26 protein-coding genes are annotated in these 23688 nt (G+C 71.3%); 11 read left to right on the top strand and 15 right to left on the bottom strand.

Annotated elements, in window-relative coordinates; translation table 11 throughout:
* Positions 1–38: 38 nt before the first annotated feature.
* A complete protein-coding gene (locus ACWC21_RS34595) occupies positions 39–398 on the bottom strand; it encodes a hypothetical protein (protein WP_450887753.1) in 360 nt (119 codons plus the stop codon).
* 101 nt (positions 399–499) lie between these two features.
* Here ACWC21_RS34595 and ACWC21_RS34590 point away from each other — a divergent pair, with 101 nt between their 5' ends.
* Positions 500–733 (top strand): DUF2277 domain-containing protein, encoded by a 234-nt coding sequence (locus tag ACWC21_RS34590; protein WP_450887751.1) that lies wholly within the window; start codon positions 500–502, stop codon positions 731–733.
* A 5-nt stretch (positions 734–738) separates the two neighbouring features.
* On the opposite strand, the gene ACWC21_RS34585 is transcribed toward ACWC21_RS34590, so the two are convergent.
* The 3 genes from ACWC21_RS34585 to ACWC21_RS34575 all read right to left on the bottom strand — a co-directional run bounded on the left by ACWC21_RS34585 (position 739) and on the right by ACWC21_RS34575 (position 3044).
* Positions 739–1362: a DedA family protein gene (locus tag ACWC21_RS34585; RefSeq protein ID WP_450887750.1), complete on the bottom strand. Its 624-nt coding sequence runs from the start codon at positions 1360–1362 to the stop codon at positions 739–741.
* 128 nt (positions 1363–1490) lie between these two features.
* Complete coding sequence (locus tag ACWC21_RS34580) at positions 1491–1946, bottom strand: DoxX family protein (RefSeq protein WP_450887749.1); 456 nt, start codon at positions 1944–1946, stop codon at positions 1491–1493.
* A gap of 444 nt (positions 1947–2390) precedes the next feature.
* Positions 2391–3044: an HNH endonuclease family protein gene (locus tag ACWC21_RS34575; RefSeq protein WP_450887747.1), complete on the bottom strand. Its 654-nt coding sequence runs from the start codon at positions 3042–3044 to the stop codon at positions 2391–2393.
* Between the two features lie 376 nt (positions 3045–3420).
* Between ACWC21_RS34575 and ACWC21_RS34570 the strand changes: the two genes are divergently transcribed.
* Positions 3421–4002: a TMEM165/GDT1 family protein gene (locus ACWC21_RS34570; RefSeq protein ID WP_450887745.1), complete on the top strand. Its 582-nt coding sequence runs from the start codon at positions 3421–3423 to the stop codon at positions 4000–4002.
* A gap of 141 nt (positions 4003–4143) precedes the next feature.
* Complete coding sequence (locus tag ACWC21_RS34565; protein ID WP_450887744.1) at positions 4144–4809, top strand: HAD family hydrolase; 666 nt, start codon at positions 4144–4146, stop codon at positions 4807–4809.
* 155 nt (positions 4810–4964) lie between these two features.
* On the opposite strand, the gene ACWC21_RS34560 is transcribed toward ACWC21_RS34565, so the two are convergent.
* Positions 4965–5981, bottom strand: a complete 1017-nt coding sequence (locus ACWC21_RS34560) for a peptidoglycan-binding domain-containing protein (RefSeq protein WP_450887742.1) — start codon at positions 5979–5981, stop codon at positions 4965–4967.
* A gap of 176 nt (positions 5982–6157) precedes the next feature.
* Between ACWC21_RS34560 and ACWC21_RS34555 the strand changes: the two genes are divergently transcribed.
* Positions 6158–8206 carry a DHA2 family efflux MFS transporter permease subunit gene (locus ACWC21_RS34555; protein ID WP_450887740.1) on the top strand — a complete coding sequence of 683 codons (2049 nt, stop codon included), beginning with the start codon at positions 6158–6160 and terminating at the stop codon, positions 8204–8206.
* Here ACWC21_RS34555 and ACWC21_RS34550 read toward each other — a convergent pair.
* Positions 8193–8690 carry a GNAT family N-acetyltransferase gene (locus tag ACWC21_RS34550; RefSeq protein ID WP_450887738.1) on the bottom strand — a complete coding sequence of 166 codons (498 nt, stop codon included), beginning with the start codon at positions 8688–8690 and terminating at the stop codon, positions 8193–8195. The genes ACWC21_RS34555 and ACWC21_RS34550 overlap by 14 nt on opposite strands.
* Before the next feature lie 172 nt (positions 8691–8862).
* Here ACWC21_RS34550 and ACWC21_RS34545 point away from each other — a divergent pair, with 172 nt between their 5' ends.
* Both ACWC21_RS34545 and ACWC21_RS34540 read left to right on the top strand, forming a co-directional pair.
* Positions 8863–9519 (top strand): hypothetical protein, encoded by a 657-nt coding sequence (locus ACWC21_RS34545; protein ID WP_450887736.1) that lies wholly within the window; start codon positions 8863–8865, stop codon positions 9517–9519.
* 5 nt (positions 9520–9524) lie between these two features.
* Complete coding sequence (locus ACWC21_RS34540; protein WP_450887735.1) at positions 9525–10244, top strand: hypothetical protein; 720 nt, start codon at positions 9525–9527, stop codon at positions 10242–10244.
* On the opposite strand, the gene ACWC21_RS34535 is transcribed toward ACWC21_RS34540, so the two are convergent.
* Positions 10233–10685 (bottom strand): DnaJ family domain-containing protein, encoded by a 453-nt coding sequence (locus ACWC21_RS34535; RefSeq protein WP_450887734.1) that lies wholly within the window; start codon positions 10683–10685, stop codon positions 10233–10235. The genes ACWC21_RS34540 and ACWC21_RS34535 overlap by 12 nt on opposite strands.
* Positions 10686–10783: 98 nt before the next feature.
* Between ACWC21_RS34535 and ACWC21_RS34530 the strand changes: the two genes are divergently transcribed.
* Positions 10784–11176: a hypothetical protein gene (locus ACWC21_RS34530; RefSeq protein WP_450887733.1), complete on the top strand. Its 393-nt coding sequence runs from the start codon at positions 10784–10786 to the stop codon at positions 11174–11176.
* A 16-nt stretch (positions 11177–11192) separates the two neighbouring features.
* Here ACWC21_RS34530 and ACWC21_RS34525 read toward each other — a convergent pair whose 3' ends face one another.
* Positions 11193–11864, bottom strand: a complete 672-nt coding sequence (locus tag ACWC21_RS34525; RefSeq protein ID WP_450887731.1) for an O-methyltransferase — start codon at positions 11862–11864, stop codon at positions 11193–11195.
* 391 nt (positions 11865–12255) lie between these two features.
* Here ACWC21_RS34525 and ACWC21_RS34520 point away from each other — a divergent pair, with 391 nt between their 5' ends.
* Positions 12256–12576, top strand: a complete 321-nt coding sequence (locus tag ACWC21_RS34520; RefSeq protein WP_450887729.1) for a hypothetical protein — start codon at positions 12256–12258, stop codon at positions 12574–12576.
* Between the two features lie 180 nt (positions 12577–12756).
* Here ACWC21_RS34520 and proP read toward each other — a convergent pair whose 3' ends face one another.
* The 3 genes from proP to ACWC21_RS34505 all read right to left on the bottom strand — a co-directional run bounded on the left by proP (position 12757) and on the right by ACWC21_RS34505 (position 16352).
* Positions 12757–14253 (bottom strand): glycine betaine/L-proline transporter ProP, encoded by a 1497-nt coding sequence (proP, locus tag ACWC21_RS34515; protein WP_450887728.1) that lies wholly within the window; start codon positions 14251–14253, stop codon positions 12757–12759.
* A 185-nt stretch (positions 14254–14438) separates the two neighbouring features.
* Positions 14439–14795 (bottom strand): FtsX-like permease family protein, encoded by a 357-nt coding sequence (locus ACWC21_RS34510; RefSeq protein ID WP_450887727.1) that lies wholly within the window; start codon positions 14793–14795, stop codon positions 14439–14441.
* A 321-nt stretch (positions 14796–15116) separates the two neighbouring features.
* Positions 15117–16352 carry a cytochrome P450 gene (locus tag ACWC21_RS34505; RefSeq protein ID WP_450887725.1) on the bottom strand — a complete coding sequence of 412 codons (1236 nt, stop codon included), beginning with the start codon at positions 16350–16352 and terminating at the stop codon, positions 15117–15119.
* 261 nt (positions 16353–16613) lie between these two features.
* Here ACWC21_RS34505 and ACWC21_RS34500 point away from each other — a divergent pair, with 261 nt between their 5' ends.
* From ACWC21_RS34500 to ACWC21_RS34490, 3 genes are all read left to right on the top strand, one after another.
* Positions 16614–17783 (top strand): steroid 3-ketoacyl-CoA thiolase, encoded by a 1170-nt coding sequence (locus tag ACWC21_RS34500; RefSeq protein ID WP_450887723.1) that lies wholly within the window; start codon positions 16614–16616, stop codon positions 17781–17783.
* A 168-nt stretch (positions 17784–17951) separates the two neighbouring features.
* On the top strand, positions 17952–18962 hold the full coding sequence (locus ACWC21_RS34495; protein ID WP_450887721.1) for a hypothetical protein: 1011 nt from the start codon (positions 17952–17954) through the stop codon (positions 18960–18962).
* Between the two features lie 460 nt (positions 18963–19422).
* Positions 19423–20508 carry a G1 family glutamic endopeptidase gene (locus tag ACWC21_RS34490; RefSeq protein ID WP_450887719.1) on the top strand — a complete coding sequence of 362 codons (1086 nt, stop codon included), beginning with the start codon at positions 19423–19425 and terminating at the stop codon, positions 20506–20508.
* 66 nt (positions 20509–20574) lie between these two features.
* Here ACWC21_RS34490 and ACWC21_RS34485 read toward each other — a convergent pair whose 3' ends face one another.
* The 4 genes from ACWC21_RS34485 to ACWC21_RS34470 form a co-directional block, all read right to left on the bottom strand.
* On the bottom strand, positions 20575–21459 hold the full coding sequence (locus tag ACWC21_RS34485; RefSeq protein WP_450887717.1) for a hypothetical protein: 885 nt from the start codon (positions 21457–21459) through the stop codon (positions 20575–20577).
* Between the two features lie 22 nt (positions 21460–21481).
* A complete protein-coding gene (locus ACWC21_RS34480; protein WP_450887715.1) occupies positions 21482–21988 on the bottom strand; it encodes an RNA polymerase sigma factor in 507 nt (168 codons plus the stop codon).
* 232 nt (positions 21989–22220) lie between these two features.
* Positions 22221–22898 carry a YoaK family protein gene (locus ACWC21_RS34475; protein ID WP_450887713.1) on the bottom strand — a complete coding sequence of 226 codons (678 nt, stop codon included), beginning with the start codon at positions 22896–22898 and terminating at the stop codon, positions 22221–22223.
* 137 nt (positions 22899–23035) lie between these two features.
* Positions 23036–23452, bottom strand: coding sequence for an aggregation-promoting factor C-terminal-like domain-containing protein (locus ACWC21_RS34470; RefSeq protein ID WP_450887711.1), 417 nt, complete (start codon positions 23450–23452; stop codon positions 23036–23038).
* Between the last annotated feature and the right edge of the window lie 236 nt (positions 23453–23688).

Below are 23688 nucleotides of genomic sequence, written 5' to 3'. Positions count from 1 at the left end.
AGACGACCCCGGCCGCCGCGGCCGGGGTCGTCTGCTTGTCAGTCGCCTTCTTCCTCTTCTTCCTCTTCCGTCTGCGTCGTGCGCGCGTGCTTGAGCTTCGTGCGGGCGTCCACGCGGTCGCCCGCGGCCACCTCCGCCCAGAAGCGGTGGCAGCTGACGAAGACCGCGAGTTCGTGCTCGCGTCGGCGGAGCTTCTCCACCTCGGCCTGTTCATCGGCCGACCAGCCCGGGGAGGCCGGGCGTTCCACCTTGCGCCAGCCGCCTTCGTCACTGAAGCCGTCCAGCGGCTCCACCGACCAGGGCAGCCGCTTCAGCAGAGCCGACAGCTCGGCCCTGACCTGGTGCAGCTCCTCCTGACCGGCGAGAAGGTCACTCGGAAAGTCATAGGTCGCAGCCACACGCCAATGATACGCCTGTTCGATTTTGAGGGGCGAGTGTGCTGGGGAGGTTCATGCGAACGGGTGGTCGATCCCGGGGGAGCGTGCGGGACACTGGTGACATGTGCCGGAGTATCAAGACACTGCGTCCGCCCGTGCTGGCCGGGGAGGCCACGGAGGACGAGATTCGAGCCGCCGCGCTGCAGTACGTGCGGAAGATTTCCGGGTTCCGGGCACCCGCCGCCCACAACCGGGAGGTGTTCGAGCGGGCCGTGGACGCGGTGGCGGAGGCCACCGCGGAACTGCTCGGCGGGCTCGAGGTGCGGGGGCGGCGGCCCCCGGTGGACGCGTCCTGAACGGACTACGCGGGCTGGCGCCGCATCACGTACGCCGCTCCGGCGCCCGCGAGGAACAGCGCCGCCAGTGACACCCCGGTAGCCAGCCAGGTGGCGCCCAGCCACTGCGCGCCGAAGTAGCCGAGGGCGACGCTGTAGGCGGCCCAGGAGAGGCCGGCCAGGGCGGACCAGGGGAGGAAGTCGCGGGCGCGGCGGTGGGCGGCGCCCGCGCAGAAGGAGACGACCGATCGGCCGGCCGGGGCGAAGCGGGCCAGGACGACCAGGGCCCCGCCGCCTCGGGAGAGGGCCGCGCCGAGACGTTCCTGCGCTGTGGTCAGGCGCCGGGAGCGGGCGATCGCACGGTCCAGCCGGTCCCCGCCGCGCCAGGCCAGCCGGTAGGCCACCAGGTCGCCCACGAGCGAGGCGGTGGCCGCGGACACGATCAGGGTCAGGATGTCGGGCACGTCGTGGGGCACGCCCCCTGCGGCCGCGTGCGAGCCGGCCGCCGCCGCGGTGGCCGCGCTGATCACCAGCACACCGCTCGGCAGTACCGGCAGGAAGACGTCGAGCAGGACCGACAGGGCCACCATCGCGTAGATCCATGGCCCGGCGGCCGTCACGGCTGCCAGCGACCCCACGCTCTCGAACACGACGACTCCCGTTGCTCCCCCGATGACAGCCATACAGCGTACGCCGAGGGTGTGACAGCGGGGTCACATGGGGCGATTGTGGTGAGCTCGTTACCCGGACGCCCGCGGCGTCCGGGTAACGGAGCCGGTCAGGCGGCCACCGTGGCCCGCTCCGTCGCGCGCTCCTCCGAGCCGGCCGTGCGCCGCGCGAGCAGCCCGTCGAGGCCGAAGGCGCCCGAGCCGGTGAAGACCAGCAGCAGGAACGACCAGCAGAACAGCACCGCCAGCTCGCCGCCGTTCTGGATCGGCCACAGGGCGTGCTTCTGGTGGATGTCGAAGTACGCGAACGCCATGGAGCCGGAGGCGAGCAGCGCCGCGCCGCGGGTGCCGAGGCCGAGCAGGGCCAGGCCGCCGCAGACCAGCTGGATGACGGCCGCGTACCAGCCCGGCCAGGTGCCGGCGGAGATGGTGCCGCCGTGGGTGCCCATCGCGCCGCCGAGGACTCCGAAGAGCGAGGCGGCGCCGTGCACGGTGAAGAGGAGGCCGACGACTATCCGGAACAGGCCGAGGGCGTAGGGCTGAGCGGCGTTGAGACGAGCGGACATGGGGGGTTGCTCCTTCGGTTTCGGTCGGACCGGTAGGGGACTGGCCGGTCGGTGGGGGTGGCGGTACCGAACGAGGGACCCAGGTTAGGAGGGCCTAATGGGTGCTTGCAAGTTCAACATTTGGCCATGGTTCGGCTTCCGCTTGCGGTTCCGTTTCGGCCTCCGCCCCATGTGGGGCGGCTGTCACCATCGCTTCGGCGCCCGAAAGCGTGACGCAATACACACCTGGACGGGCCGCAGGGGCAGGTCGCTCGATGTCCGCCTCCGGTCAGCACATCCAAGGACAACCGCCTTGCACATGGCTAAAACTGATGACTCATCAGGTAGCACTCGGCGTCGGTTCCGTCCAGCCGCTCCGGCAAGGCCGTCCAGCGCGCCCTGCGCCGCCCCGTTCGGTACGGGACGGCGCAGGGGGGAGTCCCGGAGGGCCGGCGGGAGACTCCGTCAGCAGTTCGCGAGGTAGTTCGTGAGCGCGGTCTTCTCGGCGGAGTCGACGGACAGGTCGTAGTAGTACTTCACCTGGACCCAGGCGCGTACGTAGGTGCAGCGGTAGGACGTCAGCGCGGGCATCCAGGTGGCCGGGTCCTGGTCGCCCTTGGCCTGGTTGACGTTGTCGGTGACGGCGAGGAGCTGGGGCCGGGTGACGTCGTTGGCGAAGGCCTGGCGCTGGGCGGTGGTCCACTTGCTGGCGCCGGAGTCCCAGGCCTCGGCGAGCGGGACGAGGTGGTCGATGTCGACGTCGGAGGCGGAGGTCCAGGTCGCGCCGTCGTAGGGGGAGTACCAGCTGCCGCTGGTGGCGGTGCAGGCGGAGTTGGTGACGACGTTCGTGCCGTCCCGCTTGAGGATGTACTCACGGGTGTTGCAGGTGCCGCTGATGGTGATCCAGGTCGGGAACAGGTCGCGGCTGTAGCCGGTGCGGTTCTCGGTGGCCACGGTGAGCGAGGCGAGGTAGCCGCGGGCGGTGGCCGCGCTGACCGGGGTGGGGAGGGCGGCGGAGGCGCTCGGGGAGTCGAAGAGGGCGGCGGAGGCTATCAGGCCCGTGAGGGCCGCGAGTATGCTCAGGCGTCGACGCGCGTAGAACCTTGAGCGGCGGGTCATGTGAACTCCGTTGCGGGGTGGGGGTGTTGGGGCGCGAGCGAGGGAATGCTCGCGGCACCGTGTTGCGGGGAGGTGTGCGCCCGGTAAGAAGTTAATGACACGTACATGACACGACAAGATGTCGGGCGGAACTTTCGCGTCCCGTACGATGGGTGGCGCAGAAGGGGAGTAGCTCTCCGCCGGACCGTCGACATACTGCTCAGCCAGCCTGAGCCGGCGCCCGGAGGCGGATCCCGTGCGGACCGCCCAGCGAGACCTTCGGCAAGCAGTGCACGCCCGTGCTCCATGGCACGGGCGCCGACAGCGCTGCCGTGCCGAGGTGTCTCATGTGAGGTTCAGCACTCTCGGCGGGGCGGCCCCGACCGATTGAGGGATTTTGATCAGCATCACCGTGACGGCGCTCGTGTTCGGCGTCATCTTCCTCGCGGAACTGCCGGACAAGACGGCGCTCGCCGGGCTCGTCCTCGGCGCACGCTACCGCGCCTCGTACGTCTTCGTGGGCGTCGCCGCCGCCTTCCTCCTGCATGTCGTGCTCGCCGTCGCGGCGGGCAGCGTGCTGACCCTGCTGCCCCAGCGGATCGTGCACGCCCTGACGGGCCTGCTCTTCGTCGGCGGGGCCGCGGTGCTGCTCCTGAAGAAGGGCGACGGCGAGGAGGAGATCCGCAAGCCCGCCGACCAGTCCTTCTGGAAGGTCGCCGGTACCGGGTTCACGCTCATCCTGGTCGCCGAGTTCGGCGACCTCACCCAGATCATGACCGCGAACCTCGCCGCCCGGTACGACGACGCGCTGTCCGTCGGTCTCGGTGCGGTGCTCGGGCTGTGGGCGGTGGCCGGGCTGGGCATCGTCGGTGGGCAGGCACTGATGCGGCGGGTGCCGCTGCGGCTGATCACGCAGGTCGCGGCCGTGCTGATGCTGGGGCTCGGCGCCTGGAGCCTGTACGAAGCCGTTGCCGGCTGAGTTGAACGGGCGGTGAATCCTCGCCGGAGCGGTGGCGGGAGCGGCACATGTTTTGTACCGTGGGGGAACAAAGTGGCTCCCGCCCGCTTCCCCTGACCGGCGGGCGGGGCGCTTTGTCTTCCCAGTCACTTGGAGCTGCCGATGCCGGCCACCGTCCTCACCGCCCGCGCCCTCCTGCTCGACATGGACGGCACCCTCGTCAACTCGGACGCCGTCGTGGAGCGGATCTGGCGGCGCTGGGCCGAGCGGCACGGACTGGACGGGGACGAGGTGCTGAAGGTCGTCCACGGGCGTCAGGGGCACGCCTCGATGGCCCTGCTGCTGCCCGGCCGTCCGGTCGAGCGGAACCTCGCCGACAACGCCCGCATGCTCGCGGCGGAGACCGCGGACACGGACGGCGTGGTCGCCGTCCCGGGCGCCGTGGAGTTCATGGCCTCGCTGCGGGCCGCCGGGCTGGCGCACGCGCTGGTGACCTCCGCCGACGTTCCGCTGTCCACGGCGCGGATGGCCGCCGCCGGACTGCCCCTGCCGGACGTGCGGATCACCGCCGAGTCGGTGGGCGCGAGCAAGCCCGATCCCGAGGGCTTCCTCAAGGGGGCCGCCGAGCTGGGCGTCGACCCCGCCGAGTGCGTGGTGTTCGAGGACTCCGGGGCGGGAATCGCCGCCGGGCGATCGGCCGGGATGCGGGTGGTGGGGATCGGCCCGCGAGCCGCGTCCCACCGGCCCGACGTGACCGTGCGGGATCTGCGGGACGTCCGGGTGGAAGCGCTCGGGGGCGGGGGGATGCGGCTCCACGTCGGCGCGTAGGGGTCCACCGGCCGCGGGCGGTCCGGCACCGTACGCGAAACCGAAACCCACCCGGCCCCGGCCGCTCCGCGACGGCGGCCCGGCGGGTACGGCAGCCGGTGGCCGCGCGGTCGCGGCGGCCCGGCACCAGGCACCGCCCGCGGCCGCGCACGGGCCTACGGCTCCGACGTCTCCGACTCGAGCTTCGCCCTCGTCGGTGCGTCGTACACGCCGGATTCGTCGGCCTGGATGCCCCGGGTCCACTGGTAGGTGCTGACGGACGTCTCCACCTGGGTGGAGTAGTCGCCGTCGATGTCGCCGGCGTAGAGGCCGACCTGGCGCAGGCGGAGCTGGAGTTCGGTGACCTCCGCACCGTGGTCGCCGGGGCGCAGTACCGGGCTCGGGGACGTGCCCGCCGGGGCGGGGGTGTGGGCGCGCGTCTCGATCTCGCTCGGCTCGGCGGAGCGGCTGGGGCCGGGGGACCGCGGGGCCGTGGGCGAGGCCGAGGCCGAGGGGGACGCCGACGGGCTCGTGTCGCTGGACGGGGTGGCCGGCGCCGACGTACTGGCGGACGCGGACGCGGAGGCGGTCGCCGGGCTCGGCGTCACCGGGGCGCTCGCCGACACGTCCGGGACCTTCTCCCGTACGTCCTCGGGGGCCGCCCCGTCCCGCGACGGGGTCGCGTGGGAGAGCAGGCCGCCGGCGAAACCGGCTGCCGCGAGGACCACGACCAGCGCGGCGGCGCCGGCCAGGAGCAGATTGCGACGGCGGCGGACCGGCTGCTCCCCGTCGTCCACGGCCTCCGGCCGGTCGAGCCGGTCCACCGGCTCGGTCACCTCAGTGACCGGCGGGGGCGCCAGCGCCCTGCCGGACGCGTCCGGCCCTTCCGGCCCGTCCGGCCCTTCCAGCCCTTCCGGCGGGCCCGGCTCCTCCGGCCGTCCCCCGGCCCGTGGCGGCACCGGTGCCGCGGCCCCCTCCGTCAGACGCAGCGGCATCGTGGCGTCGGCCGGGGCGTCCAGGTCGACGTACGGCCGTATCCGCAGCGGATCGAAGTCCTCCGCCGCGGCCGCCTCCGCGGTGCGCGTGTCACGCAGGGCTTCGGACGCCCGCTGGGCGCAGCCGCACGACGGGGCGTTGCGCGGCCCCTTCGGCGCGCCGCATTCCGGGCATGAGTGGCCCTTCGGTCCTGCCACGTGTTCGGTCCCTCCCCGTACGGATCACCGGCCCCAGGGCTCCACAGATTATGCAGACCTTCACCACAACTTCGGACGTCGGCCCCCGGCAATACCGGCCCCGAGAGGACTCAACGGGCCATAACGGGTGACACCGTTGACGATGGAAGGTGTCACACGAGCCCCGGGAGGTCTCCATGGCCCTGGATGCGCACGGCACGACGAGGCGACCACAGAGCCCCGAGGACGCCGAGCACGTCAGCGGCAACGTCCTCGTCTCGATCGGCGCCCTGCTCCTCGGCCTGCTGCTCGCCGCCCTCGACCAGACGATCGTGTCGACCGCGCTGCCGACCATCGTCAGCGACCTCGGCGGGCTGGAACACCTGTCGTGGGTGGTCACCGCCTATCTGCTGGCCTCCACCGCCGCGACCCCGCTGTGGGGCAAGCTCGGTGACCAGTACGGACGCAAGAAGCTGTTCCAGACCGCGATCGTGATCTTCCTGATCGGCTCCGCGCTGTGCGGCATGGCGCGGGACATGCCCCAGCTCATCGGTTTCCGCGCGCTGCAGGGGCTGGGCGGCGGCGGGCTGATGGTGCTGTCGATGGCGATCGTCGGCGACATCGTCCCGCCGCGCGAGCGCGGGCGCTACCAGGGGCTGTTCGGGGCCGTCTTCGGCGCGACCAGCGTGCTGGGACCGCTGCTCGGCGGGCTGTTCACCGAGCACCTGAGCTGGCGGTGGGTGTTCTACGTCAACCTGCCCGTCGGCGTCGTCGCCCTGGCCGTGATCGCCACCGCCCTGCGCATCCCGCGCCGGGCCGCCCACCACGCCATCGACTACCTGGGCACCTTCCTGATCGCCGCGGTCGCCACCTGCCTGGTCCTGGTCGCCTCACTGGGCGGCACCACCTGGCGCTGGGCCTCGCCGCAGATCATCGGCCTGGCGGTGCTGGGCGTCGTCCTGGCCGTGGCCTTCGTCGCCGTGGAACGCCGGGCCGCCGAACCCGTGCTGCCGCTGAAGCTGTTCGGCATCCGCACCTTCACCCTCGCCGCCGTGATCAGCTTCATCGTCGGCTTCGCCATGTTCGGCGCGATGACCTACCTGCCGACCTTCCTCCAGGTCGTGCACGGCGTCTCGCCCACCATGTCCGGTGTGCACATGCTGCCGATGGTGTTCGGTCTGCTGCTGTCCTCGACCGTCTCCGGGCAGATCGTCAGCCGCACCGGCCGCTGGAAGGTGTTCCCCCTCGCGGGCACCGCCGTGACCGCGCTGGGGCTGCTCCTGCTGCACCGCCTCGACGAGCACAGCTCCACCGCCGTGATGAGCGTGTACTTCTTCGTCTTCGGCCTGGGCCTCGGTCTGGTCATGCAGGTCCTCGTCCTCATCGTGCAGAACGCCGTCTCCTACGAGGACCTCGGCGTCGCGACCTCCGGCGCCACCTTCTTCCGGTCCATCGGGGCCTCCTTCGGCGTCGCCATCTTCGGCTCGGTGTTCGCGAGCCGGCTCGGCGAGCGGCTCACCGACGCCTTCCGGGGCGTCCGGCTGCCCGCCGGACTGTCCGCCGACGCGCTGAAGTCCGACCCGCGCGGCATCGCCGCCCTGCCGCCGGCGCTGCGCCCGGCCGCCCTGCACGCCTACGCGTCGTCGATCACCGACGTGTTCCTGTACGCGGCGCCGGTCGCCCTGCTCGGTTTCGTACTGGCCTGGTTCCTGAAGGAGGACCGGCTGCGCGGCTCGGTCACGGCGCCCGACGCGTCGGAGACCATCGCCCCCAACCCGGTCGAGCGGTCCTCGTACGACGAGGTGTGCCGGGCGCTGTCCCTGCTCGGCACCCGCGAGGGGCGGCGGGAGATCTACCGGACCATCACCGAACGGGCCGGTTACGACCTGCTGCCCGGGGCGAGCTGGATGCTGCTGCGGATCAGGCGGTACGGCTCGGTGGAGCCGGGCATGCTCGCCGAACGCACCACCGTGCCGCTGAACGTGATCATCGAGGCCGCCCGCCAGCTCGAGGAGCGCCGGCTCGCCACGCGCGAGGGACCCGACCTCGTCCCGACCGAGCAGGGGCGCGTGGTCGCCGAACGGCTCGCCCGGGTCCGCGAGGAGTCGCTGGCCGAACTGCTCGGCGACTGGTGGGGCCCGGAGCGGCCCACCGACCTGGACCGGCTGGTGAAGGAGCTGACCGGCGAACTGTGCGGCTCGGAGCGGGAGCGGCCGCACAACGGGTCTGCGGTCAGGGTCGGTTGAGGTCCTTGCGGAACCAGTGCTCGGCGTACACGTCGTCGTTGTGCGGCTCGCACTCCTCGTAGCCCAGCCGGGTGTACAGGGCGCGGGCCTCCACCAGGTCGGTCCGGGTGTCGAGGACCATCCGCCCGGCGCCGAGCGATCGCGCCGCCTCCTCGGCGGCGCCCACGAGGAGCGCCGCGCCGCCCCTGCCGCGCAGCGCCGCCGGCACGAACACCCGGGTGAGTTCGGCGGTGGCGGGGTCCAGGAGCCGTACCCCCGCACTGCCGGCCGGTTCACCGTCGTACCACGCCACCAGCAACCGCCCTGTCGGCGGCGCGAGTTCGGCACCGGTACCGGCAGCGATCCCCCGCTCCAGCTCCTCCGTGCCGGTCCGCCGCCCCTCGTGCAGCAGGTACCAGCGGTCGCTGACCTCGGTGTAGTACGCCCGCCAAAGCGCGGCGGCGACAGGGGAGTCCACGGGTTCCGGTGCGATGGTCCAGGTCATGCCCGCATTGTGGGGAGCGGACGGGTGCCCGGTGCAACCGAAATAGCCGGCGCCGCACCGCGGCCGGTCACCCGAACGCGCGGCTTCGCTGACTGAGCGTCGTTTGTGGGCCTCCTTCCGGGCAACCCGGGCAATGAACCGGCCCACGGGGCCGACACACCGGAAGGCAGACATGTCCACAGGCTTGATCATTGCCCTGATCGTGATCGTGGCGGCCGTGGTCGTTGTCGCGGCCGTCATGACCATGCGCGCCCGCGGCGGAAACGGCGGGCGGAACCTGAGGCGGCGCTTCGGGCCCGAGTACGACCACGTGCTGGCCCGGCACGACGGCGACACCAAGGCTGCCGAGCGCGAGCTGACCGATCGGCTGGAGCGGCACGGCGGGCTGCACGAGCGGCCCCTGGAGCCCGCGGAGCGCGAACGGTTCGAGGCCCGCTGGGCGGCCGCCCAGGAACACTTCGTCGACTCGCCGCGCGAGGCGGTGGCCGAGGTCGACCGGCTGATCTCCGAAGTGGCCGGCGCGCGCGGCTTCCCGGACGGCGGGCAGTACGAGGAGCAGCTCGCCGCGCTGTCCGTGCACCACGCCGGTCACGTCCAGGGCTACCGGCGCGTCCACCGCGCCGTCGCCCCGACCGGGACCGGTACCGGCGCCTCCGCCGACGGCACGCCCGGCACCGACACCGAGGAGCTGCGCGCGGCGATGCTGGAGGCGCGGGCGCTGTTCGAGGACCTGACGCGTTCCGAGCCGCGCAACGCCGTCTCCCACAAGGCACAGCACGCCCACCGGCCCAACCGCTTCTTCCAGCGCCACCAGGTCGCGGGGAGGTAGGACAGATGACCGACGTGAACCGACGCGACGCGAAGACACCCGGGGCCGAGGCGACCGGATCCGGAGCCGAGACGCCGCTGACCGAGACCTCCGGGACCCGGGCACCCTGGAACACCGAGTCCGGCACCGCGAGGCCCGGGGCCGGGGAGACCGGCACGGGTACGACCGACCGCAGGTCCACCGGCACCGGCAAGACCGACACCGGGACGACCGGCATGAGAAAGACGGACTCCGGGACCACCGGCACCGGGACCACCGACACCGGGACCACCGACACCGGGACCACCGGCTTCGGTAAGACCGGCGTCGGTACGACCGACACGGAGACCCGTACCGGCCCGGACACCGGCACCGGCCCGGACACCGGCGCCGCGAGGCCCTCCGCCGGGGCGACCGGCACCACGCGGACCACGACGACGCCCGCCGTCTCCGCTGCCTCCGCCTCGCCGCTCGTCGCGCACGAGGAGAGCGACAAGCTCGGGCTACGGCTGCAGCAGGCGGTCTCCGGGTTCATCGACGGCCCCCGGGACGCCGTGGCGGAGGCCGACCGGGTGATGGAGGAGGTCGCCGCCCGCTTCACGGAGGCGATCACCCAGCGGCGCCGCACCCTGCGCCAGTCCTGGCAGTCCACCGACGAAAAGGCGGGGGCCAAGGCCGACACCGAGCAACTCCGGCTGGCCCTGAAGGACTACCGAGAACTGGCGGAGCGCCTGCTACACCTCTGACGCCCCGGCCGTACCCGTCCTGTCCGCCGTCCTGTCCGCCGCCGCCCGGCGCTCCCGCCACTCACGTACGACCTCCTCGACGTCGTACGGCTTCTTGCCCAGCGGGGGGCCGGGCGGCGGCTTGAACATCATGTCGCGGATCTTGACGTTGACGTCGTCGATGATCTCCCGTGCGATCCGTTCCGAGGGCGCCGCGTACGCCGCCGCGAGGGCGTCCTCGGCCTCCTTGCGCAGGGCCAGGGCCGGTGGCAGGACCGCCAGGCCCTCACGGGCCAACTTGCGCTTCACCCACCACAGTTCGTCATAGGAGTTCTCGAGGTCCCTCGGCAGCGGCTTGCCCGCGCCGGGCAGATGGTCGAACTCGCCGCGCCCCTCGGCGTCGTGGATCTGCTTGTCGACCCAGGACTCGAACGGCACACCCGGTGGCTTTCGCTCGGTCATGAGGTCATTGTGCCGGACGCGGCCGGGCCGGGCGTTTTATCATGCGGCGGCGGAGCGCCATCCGGCCGCCGCACCAGCACATTCCAGGGGGAACGCACGTGCTCGAACTCACCATGGCCACCGTCTCCGCGGCGGACGCGGGCGCCACGGCCGGCATGACGATGGCCGACGCGCCCAGCGAACCGGGCGCCGTGCTGCGGGTGGGCCGCGACGGGGCCGTGTGCCGCCTGGTGACACCCGAGGACTGGCTCTTCGTCTCCCGGGTCCACCTGGAGTTCCTGTGCGGGCCCGACGGCGGCTGGCAGGTGTCCTGGCTGCGCGGCTCGCAGGCCGACCCGTCCTCCGAGGTGCGGCTGACCGTCGGCGAGTACGCGCAGACCATCGCCTACGGCGGCACCGTACGGCTGCCCCGGGGCGGCTCCGGCGAGATCATCATCCAGGACCGCACCGAGCCGCGCAGCGTGAACGTGGGCTTCTACCACGAGGAGTGAAGCCGGGGTACGGCCTCTACCCCAGCACCCGGGCCACGGCGAAGCCGTCGTACCCCTTGCTGCCGACCGTCTGGATCGCCGTGCCGCTCAGCCTCGGGTGGGCGGCGATCAGCTCGATGGCCGCGCGGGTGCCGCGTACGTCGGGCTCGATGCTCTCGGCGTCCACGACCCGCCCGCCGCGTACCACGTTGTCGACGATGATCAGGCTGCCCCCGCGAGTGAGCCGCAGCGCCCATTCGACGTAGTGGGCGTTGTTGGACTTGTCGGCGTCGATGAAGACCAGGTCGAAGGGGGCCGGGTTCTCGTCGGCCAGTTTGGGCAGCGACTCCAGGGCCGGGCCCACCCGTACCTCGACGATCTTGTCCAGGCCCGCCCGGGCGATGTTGCGGGTGGCGACCTCGGCGTGCTTGGCGCTGTACTCCAGCGAGATCAGGCGCCCGTCGGCGGGCAGGGCGCGGCCCAGCCAGATGGTGCTGTAACCGCCGAGCGTGCCGATCTCCAGGACGGTGCGGGCGTTGTGGATCTCGGCGAGGAGCTGCAGCAGCTTGCCCTGGTTCGCCGTGACGTTGACGTGCGGGAGCTGGGCCGCCTCGCTGTCGCGCAGCGCCGCCTGGAGCACCTCGTCGTCGGGCGAGAGGTGGCTGGAGAAGTAGAAGTCGACGTCGTCCCAGAGCTGCGACCCGCTCATGATGCGCCCACTGCCTTTCCATGTCCGGTACTGGTCGGATACCCCGGCGGCACCTCGAGCAGCCGCCGTGACCGCCGTACGGCGAACACGGTCGCCCCCGCCACGGCCACCGCCAGCATGCCACCGATCCCCCCGGCCACGTCGGCATTCCCGCCACCCCAGGCGGGCCCGGCCGGCACGGCGAGTCGGTCGGGACTCGCGTACTCCCACCAGCCGGATCAAGTGCGGGCAGCGGTCCATGTCCCCGGGGGCGCGACATCGTCGGCCTCGTGCGCGACGACCGGCCTTTTCTGCCATTCTGCTCGCCATGTCCGCGCGAAATCGAAGACTGCCCCGGCACCGTGCCTGGCCACTGACCACCACCGACATCGGCGATTGTCTCGGCCCTCGCATGGCCCGGGTCACGGACCTGCGGTTCCTCACCGGACATGACAGCGGGGCGATCGTCCTGGGAGCAGAATGGATCGCTCCGGACCCCCGCAACCACGGCCGTGGCATCCACCCGGACATGATCGGCTTCCGCGTGGACGTCCACCCCGTCGATGCCACTGAGCGTGCCGCCACCCGCACGCTTCTGCTCGCGCACGCGCTCCCTCAGCTCCACGAATGGATCACACAGGCGCTCGCCGCCGACGAGACCTGGCGACTGACGCCGCACCGGCACTACTGGCGGCTCACCAACGGCCACCTCACCCACCGCGACGAGGTGTGAACCGGGCTCAGGCGTGGCTGACACGTGCCGAATCCGCAGGGGAGTCCCCGGTCGCCCGCCGCGATCCTTGCGGGGCGCAGTCTCGCGGGGCGCAGGGGCGGAGCCCCTCAGGACTGGAGCGGCGGGGGCGACGAACCGCCCGCCCGGGCAGGCCCACGCCGCTCACCCGCCGGAAGGCGGTCAGCCCTGTTCCACCGACGGCGCCGACCCCGGCAGCGGCCGCCCCGCGGACTCCGTCATCCGCCACACCGCGAACCCGCCGACGACCGCCGCGGCCATCATGTAGTAGGCGGGCATCATCATGTTCCCGGTCGCCCCGATCAGTGCCGTGACCACCAGCGGAGTCGTGCCGCCGAACAGCGACACGGACACGTTGAACCCGATCGACAGGGAGCCGTACCGCACCCGGGTCGGGAAGAGCGCGGGCAGCGCGGACGGCATGGCCGCCGTGAAGCAGACCAGCAGCAGCCCCAGCGCCCCCATGCCGAGCCCGACCGCGAGCAGGCTGCCCTGCCGGATCAGCAGCAGTGCCGGGACGGAGAGGAGCAGGAAGCCCGCACACCCCGCCGCGATCACCGGCCGGCGGCCGACCCGGTCGGACAGCGCACCCGCGAGCGGTTGCACGATCATCATCAGCGCCATCACGCCGAGCACCACCAGCAGCCCGTGCGTCTCGTCGTACTTCAGCTCGCTGGTCAGATAGCTCGGCATGTACGACAGCAGCATGTAGTCCGTGACGTTGAAGACCAGCACCAGGCCCATGCACAGCAGCAGCGCCTTCCACTGCCCGGCCACCATCTCGCGCAGCGGCACCCGCGGCCGGCTCGCCTCGGCCTTCTCGACCTCGGCCGCGAACGCCGGGGTCTCCTCCAGCCGCAGCCGCAGGTACAGGCCGACGATGCCCATCGGGCCCGCGATCAGGAACGGGATCCGCCAGCCCCAGGTCAGCAGGTCGTGCGAGGACAGCAGAGCCGTCATCACCGTGACCAGGCCCGCGCCGCCGATGTAGCCCGCCAGCGTGCCGAACTCCAGCCAGCTGCCGAAGAAACCGCGCTTCTTGTCCGGCGCGTACTCGGCGATGAACGTCGACGCGCCCGCGTACTCACCGCCGGTGGAGAAGCCCTGCACCAGCCGCGCGGCCAGGAGCAGCAGCGGCGCGCCGACGCCGATCGTGGAGTACGACGGGATCAGGCCGATCGCGAAGGTGCCCGCCGCCATCATGATCATGGTGACCGCGAGGACCTTCTGCCGGCCCACACGGTCGCCGAGCGGGCCGAAGACCAGGCCGCCGAGCGGCCGTACCAGGAAGGCCGCGGCGAAGGCACCGAAGGTGGAAAGGAGCTGGGCGGTCGGGTTCCCCGAGGGGAAGAAGACCTTGCCCAGGGTCACCGCGATGTAGCTGTAGACACCGAAGTCGAACCATTCCATGGCGTTGCCCAGCGCGGCGGCCTTCACGGCACGCTTGACCAGCGCGGGTTCGGTGACGGTGGCTTCGGGGGCCCGGGAGGTCTTCAGCGGGGTGGACAAAGAGGCGGCTGTGGCACTGGCCAAAGCTTCGCTCGCCTGCCTTTCGACGGGGACTGGGACGCGGTCCGCACGTCGGCGGGCGGACCGAAAACCGACCCTAGGGGCATCAGTGCACGTCACGGGGCGTACGCATCTCGATGCATGAAGCATCTAAATGCGCCGTGTACAGGCACGTTCCCACCCCCGACCAACCGGTTTCCGGCCACCCGAATGTGATCCTTCTCGCGCCCGGTCCGAGGAACCGCACCGCTGGTCTCCCGCTTTCGCTCCGGTGAACCTCCCGCGTCAGGGGCAGGCCCGTCTCATGGTTCCGTCGTGCCGAGCGCGCCCCTTCCTCACTCGGTGCGCAACACCCGGGCGATGGCCTGCCGTGCCGCGACGTGTGCCGGGATCACCGCGCCCAGTGCCGCGATCACCACCCCGGCCAGTACCAGCAGTGTCATCGACCCGGGGTGCCAGACATCCAGCATCCTCGCCGGGAAGGTGAGCTGGGCCGAGTGTTCGGTTATCGGGATCACCACGTGGTACGCCGCGACTCCGAGCGGCAGTCCCAGGATCCCGCCGAGCAGGCCCAGCCCGGCCATGGAGACCACCATCATCACCGTGACCTGGCCTGGCGTCATGCCGATCGACTTGAGCATGCCGAGGTCGCGCCGGCGCTCCCGGGCGCTGAGCACGACGGTGTTGAACACGCCCATGACACCCCGTTCAGGGCAACGGCGTCCCCGTACGCCGTGCGTGATCCGCTCACCCGGACCGCCGCCTCCCGCATGGCGACCGTCCCGGCCCCTGTTCCCTTGCCGCTGTTCTCTTCGCTGGTCATGACAGGGACGCTAGGCGGCGCCGCCCGGCCAGGTCGTCAGCCCGCGGATGTAACCCGGGGCGGTGCTCATCCCGGGGATGTACATGCCGCTGCGAATCCCTCGGGGGAGGCAGGAACAGGGTGTAGGGGCGTTCCTGCCTCCCCGGGCCGGGCCGGCGGCGCCGGGAGCCGTCGGCCCGGGTATGTGGGGTCAGGCCGTGGTGACCCGGAGTTCCTTCACGCCGTTGATCCAGGCGGAGCGCAGACGGCGGGGGTCGGCGGCGAGGCGGAGGTTCGGCATCGCGTCGGCTATCGCGTTGAAGATCAGGTCTATCTCCAGGACCGCCAGGGACTTGCCCAGGCAGTAGTGGGGGCCACCGCCGCCGAAGCCGAGGTGGGGGTTGGGGTCGCGGGTGATGTCGAAGGTGCCGGGGTCGGTGAAGACCTCGGGGTCGTGGTTGGCGGAGGCGTAGAAGAGGCCGACGCGGTCGCCCTTCCTGATCTGCTTGCCGCCCAGTTCGGTGTCCTGGGCCGCCGTGCGCTGGAAGGAGTTGACCGGGGTGGCCCAGCGGACGATCTCCTCGGCGGCGGTCGACGGGCGCTCGCGCTTGTAGAGGTCCCACTGCCCGGGGTGGGTGAGGAAGGCGTGCATGCCGTGGGTGATGGCGTTGCGGGTCGTCTCGTTGCCGGCCACCGCCAGCATCAGCACGAAGAAGCCGAACTCGTCCGAGTTGAGGTTGCCCTCGTTCTCCGCCGCCACCAGCGTGGTCACGATGTCCTGCGCCGGGCACTGCTTGCGGTCGATGGCCATGTTCATCGCGTAGGCGATCAGTTCCGCGGCCGACTCCTGGCCGATCTCCTCCGTGATCGCGTACTCCGGGTCGTCGTAGGCGATCATCTTGTTCGACCAGTCGAAGATCTTCGCCCGGTCGTCCTGCGGAATGCCGATCAGTTCGGCGATGGCCTGCAGGGGCAGTTCGCAGGCGACGTGGGTGACGAAGTCGAAGGGGCCGGAGCGGGCCCCGGCCGCCGCGACGATCGCCTGGGCGCGGGCGCGCAGCCGGTCCTCCAGGGCGCGGATCGAGCGCGGGGTGAAGCCGCGCTGGATGATCTGGCGGACCCGGGTGTGCTCCGGCGGGTCCATGTTCAGCAGGATCAGGCGCTGCGCGTCGATCGCCTCACGCCGCATGTGCTCGGCGAACCGGATGATCGCCGTGTTGAGGTAGGAGGAGAAGATCTCCGGGTGCGTGGAGACGTACTTGACGTCCGCGTGCCTGGTCACGGCCCAGTAGCCGTCGTCCGCGAACCCGGCGAGGCCGTGCCGCTGCGGGATCCAGCGGACCGGTTCGGTCTGCCGGAGTTCGGCGAACTCAGGGAGCGGGACGCGGCGGTGCAACAGGTCGGGGTCGGTGAAGTCGAAGCCGTCGGGCAGCGCGGGACAGGGCATGAGCGACTCACTCCCACCATTCTGACGGACCATCAGCAAATCACGGTTGCCGTGAAGGTAGTAACGGGTTCTACAAGTAGCAAGGGGCGTGGCTCCCTCAATTGCTTGCACCCCCCTTGCGGTTGCGGACCCGCTGTACGCAGACTGCAGGCAGAACTAGAACGCGTACTAGTTCTGCGTGGCGGGTGGCCGGGACGCCCGCGCCGCGCGGGTTGACCGGGCCTGCCCGCCGGACAGGCCCTAGGGAGAGGACGCATCCCCATGGCCTCGGAGCCCGTGATCGTCGAAGCCGTACGCACGCCGATCGGCAAGCGCGGCGGCGCGCTCGCCAATCTCCACCCCGCATATCTCCTGGGCGAGACCTACCGTGAGCTCCTCGGCCGCACCGGCATCCCCGCCGACGCGGTCGAGCAGATCGTCGGCGGCACCGTCACCCACGCCGGTGAGCAGTCCATGAACCCCGCGCGCACGGCCTGGCTGGCCATGGGACTGCCGTACGAGACCGCGGCCACGACCGTCGACTGCCAGTGCGGGTCGTCGCAGCAGGCGAGCCACATGGTCGCCAACATGGTGGCGGCCGGCGTCATCGACGTGGGCATCAGCTGCGGCGTGGAGGCCATGTCACGTGTGCCGCTCGGCTCCGGGTCCAAGCACGGGCCCGGCAAGCCGTTCCCCGACGAGTGGAACGTCGACCTGCCCAACCAGTTCGAGGCCGCCGAACGGATCGCCCGTCACCGCGGCCTGACCCGCGCGGACGTCGACGCCCTCGGACTCCGCTCGCAGGAGCGCGCCGCCGTCGCCTGGTCCGAGGAGCGCTTCAAACGGGAGACGTTCGCCGTCCAGGTCCCGACCACGGAGGAGGAACAGCGGGCCGGGCAGGGCATGTGGCGCCTGGTCGACAAGGACGAGGGGCTGCGGGACACCTCCCCGGAGGCCCTGGCCCGGCTGAAGCCCGTCATGCCGACGGCCGTGCACACGGCGGGCAACTCCTCGCAGATCTCGGACGGCGCGGCGGCCGTCATGTGGGCGTCGAAGCGGATGGCCCGCGCGCTGAAGCTCAAGCCCCGGGCGCGGATCGTCGCCCAGGCCCTCGTCGGCGCCGACCCCCACTTCCACCTCGACGGCCCCATCGACGCCACCCGCGCCGTGCTGGGCAAGGCGGGGATGTCCCTGAAGGACATCGACCTCGTCGAGATCAACGAGGCGTTCGCGTCCGTGGTGCTGAGCTGGGCGAAGGTCTTCGAGCAGGACCTCGAGAAGGTCAACGTCAACGGCGGTGCCATCGCCCTCGGACACCCGGTCGGGGCGACCGGGGCCCGGCTCATCACGACGGCCCTGCACGAACTGGAGCGCGCCGACAAGGAGTTCGCGCTGGTGACCATGTGCGCCGGGGGCGGACTGGCCACCGGGACGATCATCCAGCGGATGTGAGCCGACCACTCGGCCGGGGCGGGCGCCGGGCCACTCGCCCGCCCCGGCCGTCAAACCCATCCATACGGCCTCGTGTCGAACGTCTGACTCACTCGGTCCGTTTCCCGGACATCCCCGCCAACCCGCCGCTATCGTCACCGGAACGGTACGGCGCTCGGGGGAACAGGCATGGCACGGCGATCGAACACACCTGGCTGCGGATGCGGTGGCTGCCTCGGGCTCCTCCTCGGCTGGCCGGTCGTCGGCTACGTGCTGCTGCTGCCGATCACCCTGCCCGCGCTGCTCGCCGACCAGAAGCACGGACCGCGCACCACGACGCCCCTCCAGGACGTCGGCCTGTGGACGGTGTCCGCGCTGGTGGTGCTCGCCCTCGCCCGGGCCGCCCAGGGACGCCGCCGGCCGAAGCCGCTGTGGCTGCTGCCGCACACCGCGCTGCTCTCCGGTGCCGCCGCGCTGGCGGCCTGGGGCGCCACGCGCGTCAACCGGTCGCTCACCGCGCAGTTGCGGGCCCACCCCACCGGAGGCGCCGGCTCGCCCACCGAGCTGCCGTGGTCGTTCACCGCCACGCTGGAGACGGTGGCCGCCGCGTTCGCCGTGGCGATCACCTTCCACGCCATCCGCTGGTGGTGCCGGCGCAACGATCCGCCGGTGGTGATCCACGGCCCACGCCCCGGCACGGACCATCCGCGCGGCACCGACCGGGAAGAGCGCCGCCCGTGGCCCGGGGAGATCTGGCTGGCCCACATCCCGAAGCGCGAGGACGAGACCGACACGCTCCGGCACTACTGCGTCGTCGTGGGGAACCGCGCCTCGTACGCCGAGGTCATGCAGATCACCAGCCAGGACAAGACCGGTCGGTGGGACCACATCCCCTTCCCGAACGACGGCTGGGACCACACCGAGCGCGAGCACTGGCTGGAGGTCGCCCTGCCGCCCCGCCGGGTCCCCTACGGCAACTTCCTGAAGTCGACCCCGCAGGGCGACTGTCCGGAGGCGGCGTGGGAGACCATCACCCAGATCATGAACCGAGCCGAAGGACGTCACCGCACCGGCAGGAACCGCACCGGCCGACCCACCGGCGGGCAGCGGCAGAAGCAGCAGGGCGCGGGAGGCAACCGCAAGGTCCGGCAACCGCCGCGACCGCCGCAGGGCACCGGGCGGAGCGGGAAGCGCGGGTGAGGTGCCGCTCAGGCCCCAGTGGTGGACGTCCGGGACAGGAAGACCGTGAGGGCCTGGGGCTCGTCGGGTGTCACAGACTGCCTGAAAATCAGTCACACGTTCGACTTCCGTCGCCTAGGCTGCATGCAGCGCATGGCTCCCACGAGTCACCTCAGGGCGCTGAATGTCATGCACCACGACGGGGGTTGGGTGGCGTGAACAGTCTGTTCATCGTCGGTATGGGCTTGGGAAGCACGGGGATTCCAGCCGTGAGGTCGTAACCGTCATAGACGTTCGACCGCCAGTGCCATGACCACACGCGGGCTTCCGCCGAAAGGCGCGTGTGTCACGCCGGGCTGGTCCCTGTCGACATCGGCTACGGCGCGGACGCGTCGCGGCCGCTGTGTCCTTCCCTTTCCCGCACCGAAGGAGAAGCATGAAGTCCTTGCGGACAAGCACGAGCTCGCGTGTACGGAAAGCTTTGATCGCAACAAGCTCCATGGCGGTGGCGGCCGCCGCTTACGTGGCGGTTCCCGCGTCGCCCGCGAACGCCGCCTCGGTGGCTGGTTCCACGCCGGCCACCGGATGCAAGATGCTCAGCGCCACCAAGACAAGGCTGGTCGGCGCGGACGGAAGGACGGTGTCACCGACCGCCGCCAAGGCCGTGCGTGCCGCGGCCGGCAAGGAACTGACGTACCGTCTGCCGGGTGGCGCGACCATGTCGACGATCGTGCCGCCCCAGGGTTTCCGGCCGCAGACAGCGGCGCCGGCGACGGCGCGAGCCTTCGGCTTCGACGCCCCGGACAACCCGAAGGCGCTGGCGGCCTGGCGCAACAGGTACAAGGACTACCGGGAGACCGTTCCGTCGGTGCCGTGCCTCGGGGCGTCCGGCAAGTCGGCGCTGCGGTTCACCACCTACAGCAACAACTGGGGCGGGTACGTCGCCAACGGACACTCCAACTACAACCAGGTCTACAACGACCAGAACATCCCCACGTACTACACCAACTGCGGTGCCGACAACAGAACTCTGGCGGCGCCGTGGATCGGGCTCGGAGGCTTCCGCGGCTCCAGCAAGCTGATCCAGCAAGGCTTCGCCTCGGGCTCGTCGGTGGGCTCGACCACCCAGGGCGCCTCGCTGTGGTACGAGTACCTGAACTCCGCGCACCAGAACCCGCCCGTCTACATCGGGCACACGTCGAAGACCGGCCACGTCATCTCGCAGTACATGAGCTACAGCTCCGGAAAGGTCGGGTTCCACTGGTACGACCGGACCGCCCGGTCCGGCTGGTCACCCGTCAATGTGTCCGGCCTCTCCAGCTACTACGACGGGTCGACCGCGGACTACATCACGGAGCGGCCGTATGGCTTCAAGCTCCGCAAGTTCAGCAAGCAGACGTTCAGTGCCGCCGGTGCCAAGTACGGCAGCACCTTCAAGGATCTGTTCAAGCTGCCCAACACCGAGGTACGGCTGACGACCAACGGACGTTCGTCCGATCCCGCCCTGTTCACCGACAAACGCTCCAGCTCCAGTGCCTTCTACCAGACCTGGAAGCGCTGCTCCTAGCCGGCACGGGCGTGCCGAACCGGCGCTGTCGCCGGGAGCCGTCGTAGGCTCCCGGCGACAGTCCGCTCAGCCGGCCGAGCGGAGCCTCACCTTGTGAGCGTCGGCCGTGACGGCGTACCTGGCGGGCGAACCTGCCTCCGTGGCCGAGCAGTACACGGCGACGCTGCCGCCGGGAACGCCGGGCAGCACGTCCTCGGACCTGGTCTCCGCCCCGGCCAGGTGCTTGGTGCGGATCCGTTCGACGGTGGTGAAGGTGCCGTCGGACGTAGCCCCCCGGCCGAGCACCTTCTTGCACAAGGCGGCGCCTGATCCGATCGTGGCGTCCTCGCGCCACAAGGCGACGAGCCGCCTGCGGCTGTCCAGGAACCGCAGCGTGCGGGTGGCGGAGTCGGCCGGCTCCGCCACGGCGACGTACGCGGTGCGCGCGACCGCGTCCATTAGGTCGGGGGGCTGTGTGCTGAGCATCGGACAGGACTGGAATCCCGGCGGCGGCAACGTGGCGGTGAACGAGCCGTCCGCGTGCAGGGTGAAGCTGCCGCCGACCAGCGGACCGCAGGCCCGGTTCACCTGCCATCCGTTCGGCGCGCCGTCCGCCCCGATGACAAGGTTCGCCGGGATACCGCCGGCGTCGCGCCACGACGTGACATCGCGACCGTCGACCCGAACGGCGGTCCAGCGCCCGCCGAGGTCCTGGGCGGTCACGGAGGCGCTGCCGAAACGGGGAGTGGCCATGGTGTTGCTCCTGTCGTGACCTGCCTGCGTCGCGACCGCCGCCGATCCGGCGACTGCCACGACACCGGCGACGACGCCGGCGACGGCGAGGTGCCGGCGACGGCGCCGCCTGGTCCCCGCGCGGACGGCGGCGTCCACGTCGATGTGATCGGCCGGAGCGCTGATGCTGAGGGACGCGATACGCGCGGCGAGATCTTCCGGCGTCTGGTCGTGTTTCACGATCCTCCTCGAAACTTGGCGGTCATGCGGTCCCTGCCGTGCGCGTCCGCAACGCGGCGCGCAGCGCCTCCAGGCCGCGGCTCGTCTGGCTCTTGACGTTGCCGGTACTCGTCCTGAGCGCGGCTGCGGTCTGCTCGACGGACAGATCCTCGAAGAAGCGCAGCACGAGTACGGTCCGCTGACCGGTCGGAATCGTCAGCAGGGCGGCGATCAGCTCGTCGTCATGCTCATCCGGGCTGGTGTGCGGATGCGGGCGCAGTGTGGTGACATCCGCCTCGCTGATCTCACGTCTTGCCGGTCGACGCAGATGGTCGTTGTGCAGATTGCAGAGGATCCGTCGGACGTACGCACGCGGATCACCGGCCGCCACCACCTTCCCCCACCTCGAATACAGCCGCCCTAACGCGTCCTGGACGAGGTCGTCGGCGAGGTACCAGTCACCGCAGAGCAAAAACGCCGTCGTCCGCAGGCGCGCACGGTGTTGGAGCACCCACGTACGGAAGTCGGTCTCGCGGAGATGATCGGTCACGCTCTTCCTCGTCTCACGCCTTCAGGCGCCACCCGCATCACATGACCGATACAAGTCCGCCTCTGCCTACGTCCTACACGGAAACCGGAGCGTCCGGGGTTGCACGCGTCCGCGAGGCATTGCGCGGGATCCGCAACCGGTGCCGCGGCCGGCGGGAAGCCGGGTGGTGTCCGCGGGCCGTCCCGGCGCGCCGGCCGAGAGCCCTGGTCGTCCTGCCGGCAGCGCCCGGTTCCTACTCCCGCCCCGAAGTCACCACCGCCAGCACCCCCGCCACCAGCGCCGCGACCAGCAGTGGCACGCCCAGCCCGTGATGGAGGACCAGCCACGCGCCGAGCGCCGCGCCCAGGGCCATCGCGATCACGGAGGCGGTGCGGCGCGGGTGGCGGTGGCCGGAGCCGTCGCCGGCGGGGGAGTCGGAGGCCAGGCCGGTCAGGGTCATGGTCAGGACGGTGGTCGTCAGGTCGGGCACGCCCAGCTTGCGCACGGTCGCGTTGCGCAGGCCCATGGCGAAGGCGGTGAGGGCGATCAGCGCGTACGTCGTGCCTCTGGGGGCCAGGAAGGCGACGGCCGCCGCGATGCCCATGAACACCGCCTCGCCGCCGAGCATCACCCGGGCCCAGGTCCGGCGCGGGCCGCGGCCGTAGCGCGCCGCGAGGCGACCGCCCGCCACGGCGCCGACCAGGAAACAGCCCAGGGAGGTCGCCGTGTGCGGCACCGAGAAGCCGGGTGCGCCCGCCGCGGCGAAGCCGATCACGACCACGTTGCCGGTCATGTTGGCGGTGAACACATGGCCGAGACCGAGATAACTCACCGCGTCGATCAGCCCGCTCACCACGGTCAGCGCCAGCAGCACGGCCACCAGGCGCACTCCGCGCCGCTCGGGGTCCGCGGTCCGAATCCGCGCCGTCATGTGTCCTCCGGTCGGCCCGATGGGCAGGGCGGTCCCAGTGGACCACGGGTGACGTCCGGACGGACGCGCGCACCCCCGCCGGAGTGGACGGGGGTGCGCGCATGCCGGGGCGGGAAGCGGCCGGTCGGTGAGGCGGCTCAGTACCAGCCGTTGGCCTGCCAGAACTTCCAGGCGGCGGCCGGGCTGCCGTAGCGGGACTTCATGTAGTCCAGGCCCCACTTGATCTGGGTGGCGGCGTTGGTCTTCCAGTCGGAGCCGGCCGAGGCCATCTTCGAGCCCGGCAGGGCCTGGACGAGGCCGTAGGCGCCGGAGGAGGAGTTGGTGGCGCTGACGTTCCAGCCGCTCTCGCGCTCGACGATGCTGCTGAAGGCCTTGAACTGCGCCGCGTCCGGGATCATCTTGTGCGCGATCGCCTGGGCCTGCGCGGGCGCGGTGGCGGTCGCCGCGTGCGCCGGGGCCGAGGTCAGCACCAGGCCGGCGGTGGCGGCGGCCACGGCGGCGGAGGTGAGGGACTTCTTGGGGGAAGCGATGCGACGGATGACGGAGACGGACACGGAGTACCTCTTCGGACGGGGACAGGAGGTGCGCCGAGCACGGGCCCGGCGACCGCTCAAGAGAAACAGGCACGAAAGTTGTCCGCAATTACCCCTTTTACTAGTTGTGGCCGGATGCGGGTGAGGGGGATGCCGTGCCGGCCGACCCGCGAAGTGCAGGTCGGAGCGGGTGTACTTGTGGACATACCGGACAAGTCGCACTACGGTGTCGCCTCGTAGGTGATGTGCGTCATGTG

Source organism: Streptomyces sp. NPDC001348 (genome assembly GCF_053597535.1).
The sequence above is the reverse complement of the archived record's forward strand: the minus strand, read 5'-3'. Positions and strand labels throughout refer to the sequence as shown.

Excerpts from the sequence above, each read along its gene's own strand:
- ACWC21_RS34590 (WP_450887751.1), top strand. The coding sequence starts at position 500 with ATGTGCCGGAGTATCAAGACACTGCGTCCGCCCGTGCTGGCCGGGGAG.
- ACWC21_RS34580 (WP_450887749.1), bottom strand. The coding sequence starts at position 1,946 with ATGTCCGCTCGTCTCAACGCCGCTCAGCCCTACGCCCTCGGCCTGTTC.
- ACWC21_RS34575 (WP_450887747.1), bottom strand. The coding sequence starts at position 3,044 with ATGACCCGCCGCTCAAGGTTCTACGCGCGTCGACGCCTGAGCATACTC.
- ACWC21_RS34565 (WP_450887744.1), top strand. The coding sequence starts at position 4,144 with ATGCCGGCCACCGTCCTCACCGCCCGCGCCCTCCTGCTCGACATGGAC.
- ACWC21_RS34555 (WP_450887740.1), top strand. The coding sequence starts at position 6,158 with ATGGCCCTGGATGCGCACGGCACGACGAGGCGACCACAGAGCCCCGAG.
- ACWC21_RS34550 (WP_450887738.1), bottom strand. The coding sequence starts at position 8,690 with ATGACCTGGACCATCGCACCGGAACCCGTGGACTCCCCTGTCGCCGCC.
- ACWC21_RS34545 (WP_450887736.1), top strand. The coding sequence starts at position 8,863 with ATGTCCACAGGCTTGATCATTGCCCTGATCGTGATCGTGGCGGCCGTG.
- ACWC21_RS34540 (WP_450887735.1), top strand. The coding sequence starts at position 9,525 with ATGACCGACGTGAACCGACGCGACGCGAAGACACCCGGGGCCGAGGCG.
- ACWC21_RS34535 (WP_450887734.1), bottom strand. The coding sequence starts at position 10,685 with ATGACCGAGCGAAAGCCACCGGGTGTGCCGTTCGAGTCCTGGGTCGAC.
- ACWC21_RS34525 (WP_450887731.1), bottom strand. The coding sequence starts at position 11,864 with ATGAGCGGGTCGCAGCTCTGGGACGACGTCGACTTCTACTTCTCCAGC.
- ACWC21_RS34520 (WP_450887729.1), top strand. The coding sequence starts at position 12,256 with ATGGCCCGGGTCACGGACCTGCGGTTCCTCACCGGACATGACAGCGGG.
- proP (WP_450887728.1), bottom strand. The coding sequence starts at position 14,253 with ATGCTTCATGCATCGAGATGCGTACGCCCCGTGACGTGCACTGATGCC.
- ACWC21_RS34505 (WP_450887725.1), bottom strand. The coding sequence starts at position 16,352 with ATGCCCTGTCCCGCGCTGCCCGACGGCTTCGACTTCACCGACCCCGAC.
- ACWC21_RS34500 (WP_450887723.1), top strand. The coding sequence starts at position 16,614 with ATGGCCTCGGAGCCCGTGATCGTCGAAGCCGTACGCACGCCGATCGGC.
- ACWC21_RS34495 (WP_450887721.1), top strand. The coding sequence starts at position 17,952 with ATGGCACGGCGATCGAACACACCTGGCTGCGGATGCGGTGGCTGCCTC.
- ACWC21_RS34475 (WP_450887713.1), bottom strand. The coding sequence starts at position 22,898 with ATGACGGCGCGGATTCGGACCGCGGACCCCGAGCGGCGCGGAGTGCGC.